This window comes from Streptomyces sp. CA-278952 (genome assembly GCF_028747205.1).
In the GTDB taxonomy this organism is placed as follows: domain Bacteria; phylum Actinomycetota; class Actinomycetes; order Streptomycetales; family Streptomycetaceae; genus Streptomyces.
The window spans coordinates 3824995-3841144 of sequence record NZ_CP112880.1 but is presented as its reverse complement, the minus strand read 5'-3'; the positions used below and the strand labels follow the sequence as shown (position 1 = coordinate 3841144).

Below are 16150 nucleotides of genomic sequence, written 5' to 3'. Positions count from 1 at the left end.
GCGAGCACGGCGGACGACGGCGACCGGGACTGCGCCGATGGCCTCTCCCCTGTCGGCCGAAGGGAGTAAGGAGAAGCGGGGAGGAGCGGCGAGCAGCGGGGCGGCCGTAGTGCGCGCGCCCGTCCGTGTCGGGGCGGTGCCCGATGAGGCAGTTCCGGATGCCCCGGCCGGGTCGGGGGGCGGGCTGGACGCGCGGGGGCCGCGCCGTAATCGTGGAATGCCGAGGACAGCGCGGTCAGGGGAGAGATGAGCATGGACGCGCACGACATCGAGCACGAGCACCACGAGCACCACGAGCACCACGAGCACCACGAGCACCACGGGCATGGTGGACACCATGGGCACGGTGGGCGGGAACAGGCCCACGAGCGCGATGAGCAGCGCGGCGAAACCGCCGCGGAGGCGTCCGGCGAGCAGGCCCATCACGTCTTCCGGGCGGCCGCCACAGGACGCGCCGACGTGGTCGGGGCGTCCGGGATGCGGCTGCTCCAGCGGACGGCCGGCAACGGGGCGATCGGGGCGATGGTCCAGCGCTCCCGGTCCGGGGCCGCCGAATCCGCCGCCGAGCAGGCCGAGCAGGCCGACCAGGCGAACCAGGCCGAGCGGACAGAGCAGGCGGGGCTGGCCGAGGAACAGCGGTCGCCGGTGCACGACGTGGTCTCCTCCGGCGGTTCGCCCCTGGATACCGACACCCGTACGGACATGGAGAGCCGGATGGGCGCGGACTTCTCCGACGTGCGCGTCCACCACGACTCCGCCGCGCACGAGTCGGCGAAGGGCGTCGGGGCGCACGCGTACACCGTGGGCAACAACGTGGTGTTCCAGCGCGACGCCTACGACCCCGGATCGCCGCAGGGCCGCACCACGCTGGCCCACGAGCTGACCCATGTGATCCAGCAGCGCAACGGCCCGGTGGAGGGAACGGAGGCCCCGGGCGGGATCCGGGTCAGCGACCCTTCGGACCGGTTCGAGCGCGAAGCCGTCGCGAACGCGGACCGGGTGCTGTCCGATCCCGCGCCTGCCCCGGCTGCCCCCGTGTCCGCCCCTGCGCCCGCCGCCGCTTCCGCCGTGCAGCGGGCGGCCACGGAGGACGAGGACGAGCAACCAGCTGACGTCCAGGGGTCGTTCGTGCAGCGTGCGGCGGAGAAGCAGCCGGGAGAGGAGGAAGAGGAGGAGAAGCCCCCGGCCTGACGGGAGCCCGCTTCAGTCGGCTGGTGCGTCGGTGGGTCGGTGGGTTGGTCGGTCGGCCGGTGGGTCGGCCGGTTCCGGCGCGGGCTTCAGCCTGCCGGGGTGTCCGGGCGCATCGTCCCGCCCAGGAACATCGAGGACGAGCACCGCGAGGGGGCCGGGGTGCCCACCGGCTTGCCGACCCGCCTGCAGTCGATCGTCATCGTGACCTTGCCGCCCGCGGGCACCAGGATCGGGGTCACGAAGTGGTAGTCGGAGTCGCGGAAGTTCTCCAGACCGAGGCTCAGGACGCGGGTGTCCTCGCCGGCCGTGACGGTGACCGTGCCCGCGTCGCCCTGCGGATTCTGCACCACGATGTCGGTGAGCTGGAAGGTGTGGCCGGCCGGTACCTCCAGGGCCGTCCCGCTGTTCGGGCCGCCGCCCACCGCGTCCCGCACCCGGGCCTGCGCGCTGGTCGGCGCGCCCGCCGCCGCGTCACCTCCGCCGCCCCCGCCGTTGCCGTTGCCGCCCGAGGCGGACGGACCCGGTGACGGGGTGGGGCCGGCCATGCCTCCGCCCGTGCCCGCACCGGCGGAGGCGCCGCCTCCGGAGCCCGTGCCGCCTTGCTCGCCCTCTTCAGGGGCCTTGCTCTTGTCGGCCGCGGCGGCCGACCGTACCGCTTCTGGAGTGACCGCCTCCCGGGCCGCGGACTTCACCGCCGGGCGCAGCAGCGCGTACCAGAGTCCCACCAGGACGAGGAGCAGCAGAGCGGCGGTGAGCAGGGCCCGGGGCAGCCAGCGCGGCAGGATCGGGTCCTGCTGGTAGGAGCCGTCCACCAGCACCGGGGCCGGCGCCTCCTCGCCCTCGGGCGGCTGCGGGGCGGCGAACACCTGAAAGGCGTGCGTCACCGGCGTACCGCGCCACATCCGCTTCGCCGGGCGGACCCGCAGTTTCGCGAACTCCGCGTGCCCCGGTTCGATCCGCAGCTCGGAGGCGGCGAACACGACCCGCGCCTGTTCCGTACCGGGCTGGGCACCGAGCCGTACGGTCACCGGGGTGTTGCCGCGGTTGTCGACGGCGAACTGGTGCCGTCCGCCGCGCGAGCCGTTCGAGCCGCGCGGGACCAGCTCGGCGGTCGTCTCGGTGAACGGCAGGACGGTCACCCGGCCCTCGGGCACCACGGTGTCGCTCCGGTCGCCGGTCGGCATCACCCGGATCCCGAAGGTGCTCTCGCCCGCGAGGACCGTCGCTTCGCGCGGCGGGCGCATGACCAGGGAGACGGTTCCGGAGTCGCCGGGGTACAGGGGGAGGACCGCGGGTTCGATCGCCGACCAGGCGGCGCAGGTCCCGACCACCTCGAAGTGGTACTCCTCGACGGTCCGGCCGGAGTTGAGGATCTGGAGGGGAATGGTCGTCTCCTCACCCGGTACGACGGTGACGGATGACGCGTCGAGGCTTGCGGTAAGACTCATACGCGGACCGTAGGACCGGGCCGGAGGGCGGGCACCGGTCACGGAGGAACACTTTCGGGCAGATGCGATGCCCGAGGTGACCTTTTAGTTTCCTCACGGGTAAGAACGGGAATCTTTAGACCGCCTCACAACGGCTGGGGCGGACGAGTACAGCTGTGGAGCTTGTGCCTGCAGTGTGATGCTTCCGGCTGGTGCCCAGGGGGAGCATTCGCATGGAGCGCATTACTGTCGTTTTACGCGCGCAGGACCCGATTTCCCAGGCCGGTGTGGCCAGTCAGCTACGGGCCCGTCCCGAGGTCGCTGTCGTCGACCGGGATGACGGGGAGCCGACGCCCCAGGTCGTGGTCATGGTGGTGGACGCGGTGGACGACGAGGTCCTGCGCGTCCTGCGCAACATCCAGCGCACCAGCACCTGCCGCACGGTGCTGGTGACCACGGACATCGACGAACAGAAGCTGGTGAGCGCGGCGGAGTGCGGGGTCGCGGGGGTCGTCAGGAGGTCCGAGTCGACTCCGGACCACCTGGTTCAGGTCATCGGAACGGTGGCGCGGGGCGAGGGGCATCTCCCCTCCGACCTGCTCGGACGCCTCCTCGAAGAGGTGGGCAGGCTCCAGGGGCAGGTGCTCGGTCCGCGTGGCCTGCACTTCACCGGCCTGGCTGCGCGTGAGGTGGACGTGCTGCGACTGGTCGCCGAGGGGTACGACACCGCGGACATCGCGACGAAGCTGGCGTACTCCGAGCGCACCATCAAGAACGTGCTGCACTCGGTGATGACCCGTCTGCAACTGCGCAACCGCTCCCATGCGGTGGCGTACGCGATGCGTCAGGGGCTTATCTGACGGCCCGTCTGACGATCCGTCTGACGGGCCATCGGACGACCCGCCTGACGACCCGCCTGACGACCCGCCTGACGTCTCGTCCGGTGGCTCCGTCCGACGGCTGTTTCCTGAGTGCTTCTGCCCCATAGGGCAGTTGAAGCTACCCGAGTGAGTGACTCGCCTCCCTCGGTGCGGGGGCGGCCGGCGCGCGACGGTGGTCTCCGGGAACCGGGCAGGACGCGGGGAGGGGAACGCTGTGCGGTGGTTTCAGCCAGGGACCGGGCCGGGAGGGCGGCCGGGCAGCCGCACCGGGGCACGCCGCCGGTCGGCCGCGTGTGTTCTGCTCCTGCTGGCCGCCGGACTCGCCCCCGCCTCGGGCGTGAGCGGGGTGGCGTCCGCCGTGCCCGTGCCGCCGGAGCCGTGGGTCACCCCGGCGGCGCTGGAGGAGACGCTCGACCCGGGCGGCTCGACGGGCGTGGACAAGCAGGTGCGGACCCCGGCGATCCCGCCCCGGCCGGACGTGGTCCTGCTGGTGGATGGCACTGCGAGCATGGTCGACGCGATCACCAGCGTCCGGGAGAACCTGCCTGACATCACCGGCAAGATCCTGGCCGGGCAGCCCGAATCGCGGTTCGCGGTGGCCACGTTCGGCGACCAGGAGGTCGACCCCGGCGCCGGATTCCGGGTGCTCACGGAGTTGACCGACGACCTGACGAAGGTGGAGGCCGGTGTCCGCGAGCTGAGGACCGATCTCGGCAACGGCAGCCGCGGCCCTTCGGAGGACTGGATCAACGGGCTGTGGCAGATAGCCGACGGCGCGGGCGGCACGACGGTGTTCCGCGACGGCGCGAGCCCCGTCGTGGTGCTCGTCGGCGACGCCTCCAGCCACGCGCCCAGCAACGGCCACACCATCGACGACACGATCTTCGCCCTCCAGGACAAGGGCGTCCGGGTGATCGGGGTGGACGTGGCGACCACGATCGGCGACGGCCTCAACGGCAACGGCGACGCCGGAAACCCGAACTACGTCGAGGACCCGCCCACCACGCCGGGCCAGGCCACCCGCATCATCGAGGCCACCGGCGGCAGGCTGCTCGAAAGCATCGACGGGGACCGGGTCGCCGAGGCCATCATCGACGGCTTCGACAACCTCCCCACCTCCGTCGGCTACCGCCTCGACGCCTGCGACCCCCATCTGACCGTCGCCCTCGACCCGCCCACCCGGCAGCTCACCAGCGGGGAGACCGCGCACTTCGCGGAGACCGTCGATGTGGCGGAGGACGCCCCGCAGGGCACGACGCTGACCTGCACCGTGCAGTTCCTCCTCGGCACCCAGGTGCCGGGGACGGACGCGCTCGGCCCCGCCGCCGTACCCGACCCCGACTTCCAGCAGCAGATCAGCATCGCCGTGAACGACGTCGACGTGCCCGTCGTCACCGTGGACGACCGTACGGCCAGGGCGCCCGACGACGACGGCGTCCGCATCGACTACACGGCCACGGCGACGGACCCGCAGGACGGGGCGCTGCCGGTGACCTGTGCCCCGCCGTCGGGATCGCTCTTCCCGGTCGGAACGACGGCGGTCACCTGTTCCGCTACGGACTCGGCGGGCAACACGGGTGCGGACACGGCCCGGTTCGAGGTGCTGGAGCCCGTGGTCCCGCCGGACCCGCCTGCGCCTCCGCCGCCGCCCCCGCCCCCGGCCTCCGACCTCGCGGTACGGGCCGATGTCAGCCCGGACCGTACGTACGTGGGGCGGCCCGCCACCGCCCGGTTCACCATCACCAACGCGGGCCCGGACACGGCGACCGGGGTCGTCCTCGGGACGGTCTGGCCGAGGACGGACGAGTTGAAGGACCGGAGCCTGCCCGGCCTGAGCCGGTGCACGGCGGCGCGGCCCTGCACGATCGCCGCCGGGGACCGGGTCGTGGTGACGCAGACGGCGACCTACCGGGCGGCGGTCACCGGCGACGTACGGGCCACGGTACGCGGCACTCTGCCCGACGGGCGGGCGGCGAACAACCGGGACGTGGACCGGCTCAGGGTCCTCAAGCCCTCGCTGACGGTCACCCCGCAGGTGGCGAAACCGGGGCAGCCGGTACTGGCCCGGGGCAAGGACTATCCGCCGGGCGAGACCGTACGTTTCACGTGGAACATCGGCATCACCGCGGACCGGTCCGGCGTACGGGTCGGTCGGGACGGCACCTTCGAGGTGCAGGTGCTGGTCCTGCGCAAGGACACGCTGGGCCCGCGCGTCCTGCGTGCCGAGGCCCGCGATCTCCCGCGCCTCCGGAAACCGGTCCTGGTCGTCCAGCACAACCTCCAGCCCCCGGACTTCGCGGGCCGGTCATGAGCGGGCTCTTCGCTTGGGAGGAGGTCACCGGATGATCCACGAGGTGGACGACGTCCTGCGGGCCCTGATCCGGGCCGAGGTGCTGGAGGGCCGCCAGATCGCAGTGGTCTTCGACGCCCCGACCCGGGAGTGGGCGGCCAAGGTCAACGCCCCGATGGTCAACCTCTACCTCTACGACATCCGCGAGGACATGCGGCGGCGGGAGCGCGGACTGCACAACGAGTACGACGAGCGCGGGGCGATCGTCGCCCGGCGCCGCCCGCCGCGCTTCTTCAAACTGTCGTACCTGATCACGGCGTGGACGAAGCGCCCCGAGGACGAACACCGGCTACTCTCCTCCCTCCTGGGCTGTCTGCTCCGGTACGAGGCGCTGCCGCCGGAGCGGCTGGCGGGCACGCTGGCCGAGGTCGGGGCCGCCGTCCCGATGTCGATCGCGCTGCCGCCGCCGGAGGACCGGTCGTTCGCCGATGTGTGGAGCGCGCTCGGGGGTGAGCTGAAGCCCTCGCTGGACCTGGTGATCAGCGTCCCGGTGACGGCCTCACCGGTCTACGAGGCGGGCCCGCCGGTGGGCGACGAGGGGCTGCGGGCGCAGTTCGGGGACGTACCCGCGCCGGTTTCCGGGGAGGGTGCGGGTGCGGGTGCGACGGAGGCGCAGCCGGGCCGGCCGGGGCTGCCGGTGTACGGGTCGCGTCCCGGGCGGCCGGTCCGGGAGCCTTCCTCCGTGCCCTCGGGCGGGGCGCACGGACGGGCGGTGTCGCTGCGGATCACGGAGCGGCGGGGCACGCCACCCGAGAGACGGGGCACGCCATCCGGGAGACGGGGTACGCCATCCGAGGAAGGGGACGTATGACGGAGGTCCTGGACGTCGTCGGCCCGGACCTCCGTCAGCTGCTCGCCCGTGCGGCGGCCGTGGAGCGGCGCATCCGGCAGGCGGTGGAGCTGCGACGGAGCACCGATCCGGACCCGGACGACGACTTCCGGGGGCTGTATCTGACGGACGAGAACATCGTGCGGCTACTGGATGAGGCGGGGGCCAGGGCGTTTCCGGAGCTGGACGAGCCCTCGGCCGAGGGTGCGCCGGCCGGGGAGGGGGCCGCCGAGGCGGAGAAGGATTCCCGACTGGCGCGCCTTGCGCGGGAGTTCGGACTCACCCCGCTCGACACGGAGATCCTGCTCATCGCGCTCGTACCGGATCTGGACGACCGCTTCGAGGCGTTCTACGGCTATCTGAACGACGACGTGTCCCGTCGCCGCCCGTCCATCGGACTGGCCCTGGGCCTGTGCGGCGCGGCGCTCTCCGACCCCGCGGCCCGGGCCCGGCTGGCGGCGGGGGCGCCGCTCCGGGCCGGCGGTCTGCTCCTGGCGGAGGACCTGCACCGCCCGTTCCTGAGCCGGGCGCTGCGGGTGCCGGACCGGGTGGCCGCGCACCTGCTGGGCGACGACACCCCGGACCCGCGACTGGCGGAGCTGCTGGCCCCGTGGCAGGCCGTGCCCGGGGTGGGCGACCCGGCCCCGCTCGCCGGAGTCCTCGCCGACGGCGTCCGGCTGGCCTACCTGAGCGAGGACCAGGGCGGCGCGGGCACGGCGCTCGCCGCGTCGGCGCTGACGCGGGCGGGCCGGGGGGTCCTGGGCCTGGACCTGGCCCGGCTGGCGGAGGACCCGTCGCCCGCCGAGGCGGTGAGCGCCCTGGTCCGGGAGGCGCGCCTGACGGGGGCGGGCCTGGTCTGCGCGCCGCTGGACGCGGTGTCCAGGGAGCGCCCGGGGCTGCTGAGGCTCCTCACGGCCACCCCGGTCCCGACGGTCCTGGTGGGCCGGGCGCCCTGGGACGCGTCCTGGTCGGTCGCCCCGCCCCTGCTGCTGCACGCGCCCCGGGTGGAGCCGTCGGCGCGGGGGGCGCTGTGGCGGGACGCGTACCGGCTCCGGGAGGACGCGCCGCTTCCGCCCGCCATCGCCCCGGACCAGCTGCTGGCCCCGTTCCTCCTCACCCCGGAACAGATCACGGGGGCCGCCCGCTCCGCCGCCCAGGCGGCCCGGCTGGCGGGCGGTGAGCTCACGGCGGACCACGTACGGCGGGGGGCCCGCGCCCAGAACGCGGCGGGCCTGGACCGGCTGGCCCGCCGCATCGAACCCACGGTGACCTGGGACGACCTGGTCCTCCCGCCCGACACTCACACCCAGCTCCGCGAGCTCACGGCCCGCGCCCGGCACCGCGACCGGGTGCTGGGGGAGTGGGGGATGCGGCCGGGCGGGGGCCGGGGCCGGGGGGTGTCGGCGCTGTTCGCGGGCGACTCCGGCACGGGCAAGACGATGTCGGCGGAGGTGATCGCCGCGGACCTGGGGCTGGACCTGTACACGGTCGACCTGGCGACGGTGATCGACAAGTACGTGGGCGAGACGGAGAAGAACCTGGAGCGGATCTTCACGGAGGCGGCGGGCGTGAACGGCGTGCTCCTCTTCGACGAGGCGGACGCGATCTTCGGCAAACGCTCGGACGTGAAGGACGCGCACGACCGCTACGCCAACGTGGAGAGCGCGTACCTCCTGCAACGCATGGAGTCCTTCGACGGCCTGGCCATCCTCGCCACCAACCTCCGCGCCAACCTGGACGACGCCTTCACCCGTCGCCTGGACCTGGTCATCGACTTCCCGGTCCCGGACCCCGAACAACGCCTACTCCTCTGGGACCGCTGCCTGGGCCCCACCCTCCCGCGCGGCACGGACCTGGACCTGCCCTTCTGCGCCGAGAACTTCGAGCTGGCGGGCGGCAACATCCGCTCGATCGCGGTGACTTCGGCGTACCTGGCGGCAGAGGCGGGGGGCGCGGTGACGATGGAGACGCTGATCCACGCGATCCAGCGGGAGTACCAGAAGCTGGGGCGGCTGACGCTGGCTTCGGAGTTCGGGCCGTATCTGGGGCTGGTGACCTGAGGCGGGGTCGAAATGTGGGGCGGCCCCGAGGGTGGGGATCAGACCTTGACGATGCGCACGCGGTCGCCGCAGAGCATGGTCAGGTCCTCGGGGTCGGATGTCAGGATCACGGCCGGCTTCGGAGCGTGGAGTGCGGTGGCGGCGACCACGGAGTCGATGGCGTACTTGTGCCCGTGCAGGCCCGCATCGACGAGCAGTGCCATCGCCGTACGCCCGATCTCCTCGGTGACCGGCTCCACGTTCAGCCGGGAGACGGCCCAGTTGAAGCGGGCTGAGTTCACCCGCGCGTGGTGTGCCTCGATGAGGGTGAGGATGCTGGTCACGACCCGCATGTCCTCCTGCTCGGCCCCGCGTACCAGGGCCATGACCTGGCGGTCATCGGCGACGACCTTCGACAGCCCTTCGCTGTCGAGGACGAGGGTGCCCGGCCGGTTCATCAAGCCGCGCTCCCTACGCCGCCGTCGGCGTCCCCGCGCAGCAGGGCACGGGCGGCGTCGATCTCCGCCTGGCTGAACGCACCGTGCTCCGCTTCGTGCGCGGCGGTCAGCTCGGCGAGGTTGTCCCGCTCGATCTGACGCTGCACGGCGGCGTCCACGTAGGCGGAGAACCCGCGCTTCCCGACGCGCGCCCGGATGGCGGCGATGTTGCCGGAATGCAGGCTGACGGAGACGTTGGCGGTGGGGCCTTCGCCTGGTCTGTAGGTGACTTCGTCGCTCATGGGCCCATTCTAATATATCAACTAGTACGAGGCGCCCGGCAGCGCATGGGAATCCGCACCCACTCGATCGCGGGTAACAGAGATGCGCCTGCTGCGATCACCGGGGAGTGACCATGCATACAGCAATGCGCCAGCTGAAGACAGCATCTTCATCCGGTCCCACGTGGTTAGTGTAGGGGCACGTTCAAGTTTCTCTCCGTCGGTTGATCCGTTCATCCAGGCGTGCGGTCAACTCGCTGTAGTCATGGTCCGGGAAGTTTTCCTCAAGGAAGTCGATTGAAGATCTCAAGCCTGATGCGATAGCCTCAAAATTGTAATGTTCAAACGGTATGTCAGTAAATAAATACTGCCAATAATAGACTCCGCGAGTGAGTAGCAATTGGTTCATGTAACCCTCGTAATCTATCTCCATCTCGATGCTTCCGTAAGTGATGTTAAAGTACCAGATCTTAGGATTCTCGACTCCGTCCTGTAGGCGCAGTGCGGAAAAAGTCCCGACGCCGCCGTAGAATTGGCTGTCGAAAACTCGAAAATCAGAGTGAAGCACTCGTTGCTCTTCTGGCCATCCTTCCTGAGTTAGCCATGCCGGGGCGCCGCCTATAATAGCGTCGAGCAGTTGCACTAGGCGGAACTCGCCGCCCGGCCATTCATTCTCTCCTGACTTAGACCACTGGAGCCCTAGTCCATTGAAGCGGTGAAAGGTGTTCTTCAGCGAGGGGCTCAGTGTTACCCCTTCGATTTGTTTAAGCCTTCTGAAGGCGTTGTCGGCGTCGCCGAGGAAATCACCTAGAGTCCCTTCCTCCTGTTCTAGGATCTGGATTTCTGTACAGCTGATTGTCTCTTCGACCATGTTGATCAGTTCGGCTTCGTACTCCAGCATTTCTTCGTGCCATCCCGTCCGTTAGTAGACTGGCGGTGCTCGATTTATTCTGTGGTTCAATCCCAGCGGAATAAGCCTTGAGTGTTTATCTCTATGAGTGCGTCCCTTATTTCTGGGTGCTTAGTCGTCAGTTCGGTTATTCCGGAGTACGGGCGCCCCTTCTTAATGGCCTCTCCCGTCTTATCCTTCTTCGGTAGTCCGAGTCGGTTGTTTGCTGCCGTGCTGCCCTCGACATTTATTCGCCAGTAGTTGACGTTGGGTGGGTCTTGATCGTCGGAGAATGATCCACTTGCCTTCTCTGCTTTCCATTCTCCGTCGGATATTTTGTATCCTCCCCACTCTGCGGCTAGTTGGTGAGGGAAGACTCCGTCCGGGAACTCGCCGTTGGGACTATTATGGAAAGTCAACTCTTTTATCCTGTACCAGATGATTTTTTCGGTTCCTTTCTCCAGGGCCTCCTTGGCGGGATTTTCGGTGGCGTCGAGGAATAATGGATTGTTGGTGAATCCGCGAGCTGGAACAAGATTGGAGTCGGTCGCCAAACCTCCGAGGAAGTCCGGCAGTAGATGCATCTTGACCCAAGCCGTATGATTTGATCCTCTATTGAGGGTCTTCATGTGCTTCCAGACGTTGAGTACCCCGTCGTGTCGCTTGTGTTTGTTGGAGGGGCTGCCTTTCAGGTCGTTATTGACGTAATGCGCGGTAAATTTTGTAGCAATCACGTGATCGACGAAAGGTGGGAGGACGGGTCCCGGTATTGGGGCCATCAGGCCTGGGTCATGCTTCGCAACGGCGTTTGCCAAGTTATTGAGGAGGCCGACCAATGCTTGGAGGTGGGCCTGCCTAACTGATCCCGTGCTGCGCGCTAGGGAAGTCTGTTCTGTTTTCACTTCTTTGTGTCTGTTAAATGCTTCGATGTGTGCGTCCTCCTGGGCCTTGCGCTCGTTGGATTCCTCGCTCCTCTCTATGTCCTCACGCCAATTCTGAAGAAAATTCTCCACGGTGAGCGGATTACTGTGAATCATGAGTTCCGCTTTTGGCTTGTTCTCGGAAAATGTTAGAAGATGTCCGTCGCCGCTCGTGGTGTGAAATCTCTTCTTCGGTAAATGTAGCGCGTCGTCTCTTCCTTTCACTTCTTCCTTCTCGTTCTTTTCCTTGTTTTTCTGCTTTCCTCGGAGCTTGCTCCAGAGCGCCTTGCCCTTCTTCGCTATGAAGTCGACGATCTTGTCGATGGCTCGGGTGACCGGTCGTGACACCGACTGGAATACCGACTTGACCTTGTTGGCGAGGCCGCCGATGCCCAGCAGGGCGGCGAGGAAGCCGATCAGGAGGGGGACGCTCGTGGCGAGGGCGGCTTCGATGAGTTTGGGGACGCCGGCCTGGCCGCCGTTGGCTATGGCGATGACCGCGTCCAGGACCGCGTTGACGAAGTCCGCGATCTGGGCGCCCTGCGTCACGATGAACGTGACGATGTCGATGATTCCCTTGACCGCGCGGACGAACGCGGAGGCGGGGTTGAGCAGGGAGATGATCCAGGTGATGCCCGCGATGAGGACCGTGGGGATCAGGTAGGTCGTCAGCTTGCCGAGGATGGTGGCCTTGAGGTCGCCCGTCTCGGCCTGGATCTCCTTGACCGCGCCGGCCGGGCCCTCGCGGGCGAGGGAGCCGGCCACCGGGACGGACGTTTCGACCGCGCTCATCGCTTCGTCGGGGACGCCCTTGCGGGTGATGCGGGTGCGGATGCTGTCCCAGGTCAGGCCGAGCATCGAGCCGATGAGCTGGATGATGCCCTTGAGGTCGAAGCGGGCCGGGAGGTCCAGGCCCGCCTTCACCGCTGTGCCGAGCAGCCAGGAGACGACGCCGGTCTTCAGGTGGTCGGCGATGTTCGTGATGAAGAGGTTCAGGCCCGCGCCGACCGCTTTCACCAGGTTGCCCAGGAACCCGATCGGGTCCTTGATGATCTTCATGATCGCGGAGGCGGCCTTGGCGAGAATGCCCAGGAGCAGGTTCTTCAGTTCGTTGATCGTCTTGATGGCGCCGACGATGGCGTCCTTCGCCTTGTCGATGAGGCCCTTGTTGGCTTCCTGGAGCTTCTTGATCTCCTCGTCGATCTTGTTGAGGGCGGCGGTGTACTTCTGGGCCAGGTCCTGGACCAGCTGTTCCGACTTCTCGTTGACCGTGGCTTCCAGGTCGTCGAACTTTCCCGCGAAGTCCTTCGCCGCCTCCTCGCCGAACTGGCGGAGGTCCGCCGGGAGTTTGTCGACCTCGGCCTTCAGCTCCGTGCGGCCCTTGGCTATGCGGGCCTTCGCCTTGCCGAGTTCGGCGCCGATGATGTCGGCGACCGAGGAGATGACCGTCTGCATGCGGGAGACGTAGAGCTTGCGGGACTCCTGGTATAGGTCGTTCGCCGCCTTCGGCAGGCCGGCGAACTTGTCCTTGATCCAGCGGCCCTTGCCCATGAGGCCGGAGTACCGCTTGTCCTTGTACTTCTTCATCCGGCTCTTGTGGTCGGCCGTGAACGCGTCCCGCGCTGACTTCTCGCCCGACGTGAACGCCGTGTCCACCTTCTTGTCCAGGCCGGACAGGGTGTCCTCGACGTCCTTCTTCGTGCCGTCGTAGACCTTCTGGAGTTTCGCCGTGACCTCGGCGCGCTTCTTTTCGTCCTTCGACTTCGTGTCGTTCTTGCCGCCGTCCACCTGTTTGCCGGCGGTGGCCCGGGTCGCGGTGAGTCCCGCCATCGCCTGGGCTCCGGAGGCCGCCGCGTTCTGTTGGGCGGTGGAGAGCTGCTGGTCCTCCGCCGCCTTCCCCTTCGCGGGGGCCTTCGCCGCGTCCGCCTCGGAGGTCTTCTTCGCCGACAGCGCCTCGTTGAAGTCCGGTTCGTTGCCCTTGGCCAGCTGTTCCTCGGTGACCTCGGCATCCGCCATCGCCTTGTCGTTCTCAGCCGGGCCCTCGGAGAAGTCCGTGACGGCCGCGGGCTGCTTTGCGGGGACCGCGTCCGTGGCGGACGGTGCGCCCGGGTTGCCCGGAGGCTGGTCGGGGGAGAGCGGGGTGACGTCCTTGTCCTTGGCGGCCGAGGTGTCGGGCGGGGCCTTCGTCGCCGTGTCGATGTCCTTGGCCGACGACTCCTTGCCGTCGGTGACCTTGCCGTCGACCTCCGCCTTGACCTGGTCCGCCTTGCCGGACTTGGCGAACTTGTCGGCCTCGTCGAGGTTCTTGGGGGCCTGGGAGTCGATCGCCTTGTTCACGGCGTCGATGAACGCCTTCTTGTCGAACTCCCCGGGCTTCGCCGCGTTCATCTTCTCGGCGTTCGCCGCCTTGCCCTGGGCCTCCTTGTCGTCCGGCGGGGCCACCGCCGCGTCCTGCGAGGCTTTCGACTCACTGGCTGCCGGGGCGTGCGCGGCGAGCCGGGTCTTCTTCCCCGCCACATCGGCCTTCACCTTGCGGAAGCCCGCCGACTGCGCCGGGGACGGCTTCACCGGCGCCGTGTACCGCTGGGCGACCAGCCGCGACACCGCCCCGTTCCCCGCCATCCGCTGGAGCCGTTGGATGGAGCGGCGGTCGGGGCGGCGGGCGGGGGGCGGGGCCGTGGCCGCCCGCTCCGTGCGCGGCGCTGCCGAGCGGGAGAGTTCGACGGCCGGGGGGTGTGAGGAGGGGGAGGAGGAAAAGGGGAAGTCGAGGGCCGGCGTGTGTGCCGGCCCGTGGTCCGGGGCGCGTACGGCGTCGAGCTCCGGGGTGCGTATGGCGTCGTGGTGTGGGGGCGTGGCGGAAGGCTTCTCCGGAACCGCCTTCATCCGCCCTCCCGCTCCTCCCGCCCCTCCCGCTCCCGCCGGCCAGGAGGCCGCCCGGACGGCCCCGGTGGTCCGGATGGCCCGGATGGCCCGGGTGGCCCGGGTGGCCCGGGTGGCCCGGGTGGCCCGGATGGCCCGGACGGTCCGGGTGGGGGGCATGCGTGGTGGTCGCCACCGTGCCGGGGAATCCGGGGACGTACGCAGCGCGCGCGGACCCCTTACCGGGCAGGGCGGGGCGGCACTCATGGCGCGGTCGCGTTGCCTCATCGGGCAGCCCTCGATGCGCGGCGGGGCGGCCGACCGTCCGTTCCCGGTGATCGCCCCCGTGACGAGAATGGCCCGCGTCCCACGGTCGAGCAGTGCGTCCAGGAGTGTGTCGAGGAGAGGCCTTATGCCGTCGTACCTGTCCCCCGGCGTCTACGTCGAAGAGGTCGAGTCCGGATCCCGGCCGATCGAAGGGGTGGGCACCTCGGTCGCCGCCTTCGTCGGCTTCGCGCAGAAGGGGCCGTTCGACGAGCCAACGCTGATCACCAACTGGAGCCAGTTCGTCGCCACGTTCGGCGACTTCGTCGGCGGCGCCTACCTCGCGTCCGCCGTCTACGGCTTCTTCGCCAACGGTGGCGGCGTCTGCTACATCGTTCGGGTCGACGACGGCACGGCAGCGGCTCACGTCGGGGCCGACGAGGGCGGCACGGGGGAAGCAGAAGGAGCCGGGGGAGCCGGCGCACTGCCCGTCGGCGCCGACGTCCCGGTCGGGCCCTACGCCGTACGGCCCCGGCCGGGTGTGAGCGGCGAGATCAGCGTGGAGGTCGCCCCGGTGGAGGGAGACGATCCGCCCGCCGACGTCTTCCGGTTCCTCGTGAAGCGTGACGGCCAGGTCGTGGAGACGTACCCCTCGGTCACCACCAAGCGCAGCAAGGACAACGTCGCCACCCGCGTCAACGCCAAGTCGGAGCTGATCGAGGTACGGGAGTCGGGGCGCGGCGCCGCCCCCGCCCCGCCCGCGCCGCAGACGGTGGTCCTCGCCCCGGCCGCCCCCGCCGCCGGCAGCTTCGGGGCGATGGCCCCCGAGGTGTACGTCGGCGACGCCGACCGCCGTACGGGGCTGGGCGGCCTGGAAGCGGTCGACGAGGTCACGATGATCGCCGTGCCCGACCTGATGAGCGCGTACGAGCGCGGGCTGCTCGACCTGGAGTCGGTCATCGCCGTCCAGCAGGGGCTGATCTCCCACTGTGAGCTGATGGGCGACCGGGTGGCCATCCTCGACCCGCCGCCCGGGCTCACCCCGCAGCAGATCCGCGGCTGGCGCACCGGTCAGGCCAACTTCGACTCCAAGTACGCCACGCTCTACTACCCCTGGATCAGCGTCGCCGACCCCGCGTCCGGCCGCGCCGCCCTCGTACCGCCGAGCGGGCACATCGCCGGGGTCTGGGCGCGCAACGACGCTACGCGGGGCGTGCACAAGGCCCCCGCGAACGAGGTCGTCCGGGGAGCCGTCGCGCTGGCGACCCAGCTCACCAAGGGAGAGCACGACCTCCTCAACCCGATCGGACTGAACTGCATCCGGGCCTTCCCCGGCCGCGGCATCCGGGTGTGGGGCGCACGGACACTGGCGTCCGACCCCGCCTGGCGGTACCTGAACGTCCGCCGGCTCTTCAACTACCTGGAGGAGTCGATCCTCGCCGGTACGCAGTGGGTCGTCTTCGAGCCGAACGACGACGCCCTGTGGGCCCGTGTCCGACGCACGGTCTCGGCGTTCCTCGTCAACGAGTGGCGCAAGGGTTCGCTGTTCGGGCTGACCCCCGAGGAGTCGTTCTACGTGAAGTGCGACCGCGAGACGAACCCGCCGGAGAGCATCGATGCGGGTCAGGTCATCTGCGAGATCGGGGTCGCCCCCGTCAAACCGGCCGAGTTCGTGGTCTTCCGGCTCTCCCAGCTGACCGGCGGCAGCGGTGGTGTCGACGAATGACGACCTGCCGCGGACGCGTTGACCGTGGACCGTTGAGAGCCCCGTTGACAGTCCCTT

11 protein-coding genes are annotated in these 16150 nt (G+C 69.4%); 6 read left to right on the top strand and 5 right to left on the bottom strand.

Going from position 1 to position 16150, the window contains the following annotated elements; all coding sequences use genetic code 11:
* The first annotated feature begins 246 nt into the window (after nucleotides 1–246).
* The gene (locus tag N7925_RS17150; RefSeq protein ID WP_274344364.1) at nucleotides 247–1191 is read left to right on the top strand and encodes an eCIS core domain-containing protein; all 945 of its coding nucleotides are present in this window, start codon (nucleotides 247–249) and stop codon (nucleotides 1189–1191) included.
* Between the two features lie 86 nt (nucleotides 1192–1277).
* Here N7925_RS17150 and N7925_RS17145 read toward each other — a convergent pair whose 3' ends face one another.
* On the bottom strand, nucleotides 1278–2639 hold the full coding sequence (locus tag N7925_RS17145; RefSeq protein ID WP_274344363.1) for a COG1470 family protein: 1362 nt from the start codon (nucleotides 2637–2639) through the stop codon (nucleotides 1278–1280).
* Nucleotides 2640–2851: 212 nt separating this feature from the next.
* Between N7925_RS17145 and N7925_RS17140 the strand changes: the two genes are divergently transcribed.
* The 4 genes from N7925_RS17140 (at nucleotide 2852) to N7925_RS17125 (ending at nucleotide 8738) form a co-directional block, all read left to right on the top strand.
* Nucleotides 2852–3478 (top strand): response regulator transcription factor, encoded by a 627-nt coding sequence (locus N7925_RS17140; RefSeq protein WP_265600473.1) that lies wholly within the window; start codon nucleotides 2852–2854, stop codon nucleotides 3476–3478.
* Nucleotides 3479–3713: 235 nt separating this feature from the next.
* Nucleotides 3714–5810, top strand: coding sequence for an HYR domain-containing protein (locus tag N7925_RS17135; protein WP_443032165.1), 2097 nt, complete (start codon nucleotides 3714–3716; stop codon nucleotides 5808–5810).
* 31 nt (nucleotides 5811–5841) lie between these two features.
* The gene (locus N7925_RS17130) at nucleotides 5842–6660 is read left to right on the top strand and encodes a DUF4255 domain-containing protein (protein WP_274344362.1); all 819 of its coding nucleotides are present in this window, start codon (nucleotides 5842–5844) and stop codon (nucleotides 6658–6660) included.
* The gene (locus N7925_RS17125) at nucleotides 6657–8738 is read left to right on the top strand and encodes an AAA family ATPase (protein WP_274344361.1); all 2082 of its coding nucleotides are present in this window, start codon (nucleotides 6657–6659) and stop codon (nucleotides 8736–8738) included. Before N7925_RS17130 ends, N7925_RS17125 begins: the two co-directional genes overlap by 4 nt.
* A 38-nt stretch (nucleotides 8739–8776) precedes the next feature.
* On the opposite strand, the gene N7925_RS17120 is transcribed toward N7925_RS17125, so the two are convergent.
* The 4 genes from N7925_RS17120 to N7925_RS17105 form a co-directional block, all read right to left on the bottom strand.
* A complete protein-coding gene (locus N7925_RS17120; protein ID WP_018960792.1) occupies nucleotides 8777–9175 on the bottom strand; it encodes a hypothetical protein in 399 nt (132 codons plus the stop codon).
* Nucleotides 9175–9456 (bottom strand): hypothetical protein, encoded by a 282-nt coding sequence (locus N7925_RS17115; protein WP_274344360.1) that lies wholly within the window; start codon nucleotides 9454–9456, stop codon nucleotides 9175–9177. Before N7925_RS17115 ends, N7925_RS17120 begins: the two co-directional genes overlap by 1 nt.
* A gap of 184 nt (nucleotides 9457–9640) precedes the next feature.
* Complete coding sequence (locus N7925_RS17110; protein WP_274344359.1) at nucleotides 9641–10336, bottom strand: hypothetical protein; 696 nt, start codon at nucleotides 10334–10336, stop codon at nucleotides 9641–9643.
* 56 nt (nucleotides 10337–10392) lie between these two features.
* The gene (locus N7925_RS17105) at nucleotides 10393–13848 is read right to left on the bottom strand and encodes a phage tail protein (protein WP_274344358.1); all 3456 of its coding nucleotides are present in this window, start codon (nucleotides 13846–13848) and stop codon (nucleotides 10393–10395) included.
* Nucleotides 13849–14515: 667 nt separating this feature from the next.
* On the opposite strand from N7925_RS17105, the gene N7925_RS17100 reads away from it, so the two are divergent.
* Nucleotides 14516–16093 (top strand): phage tail sheath family protein, encoded by a 1578-nt coding sequence (locus N7925_RS17100; protein WP_274344357.1) that lies wholly within the window; start codon nucleotides 14516–14518, stop codon nucleotides 16091–16093.
* Nucleotides 16094–16150: the final 57 nt, after the last annotated feature.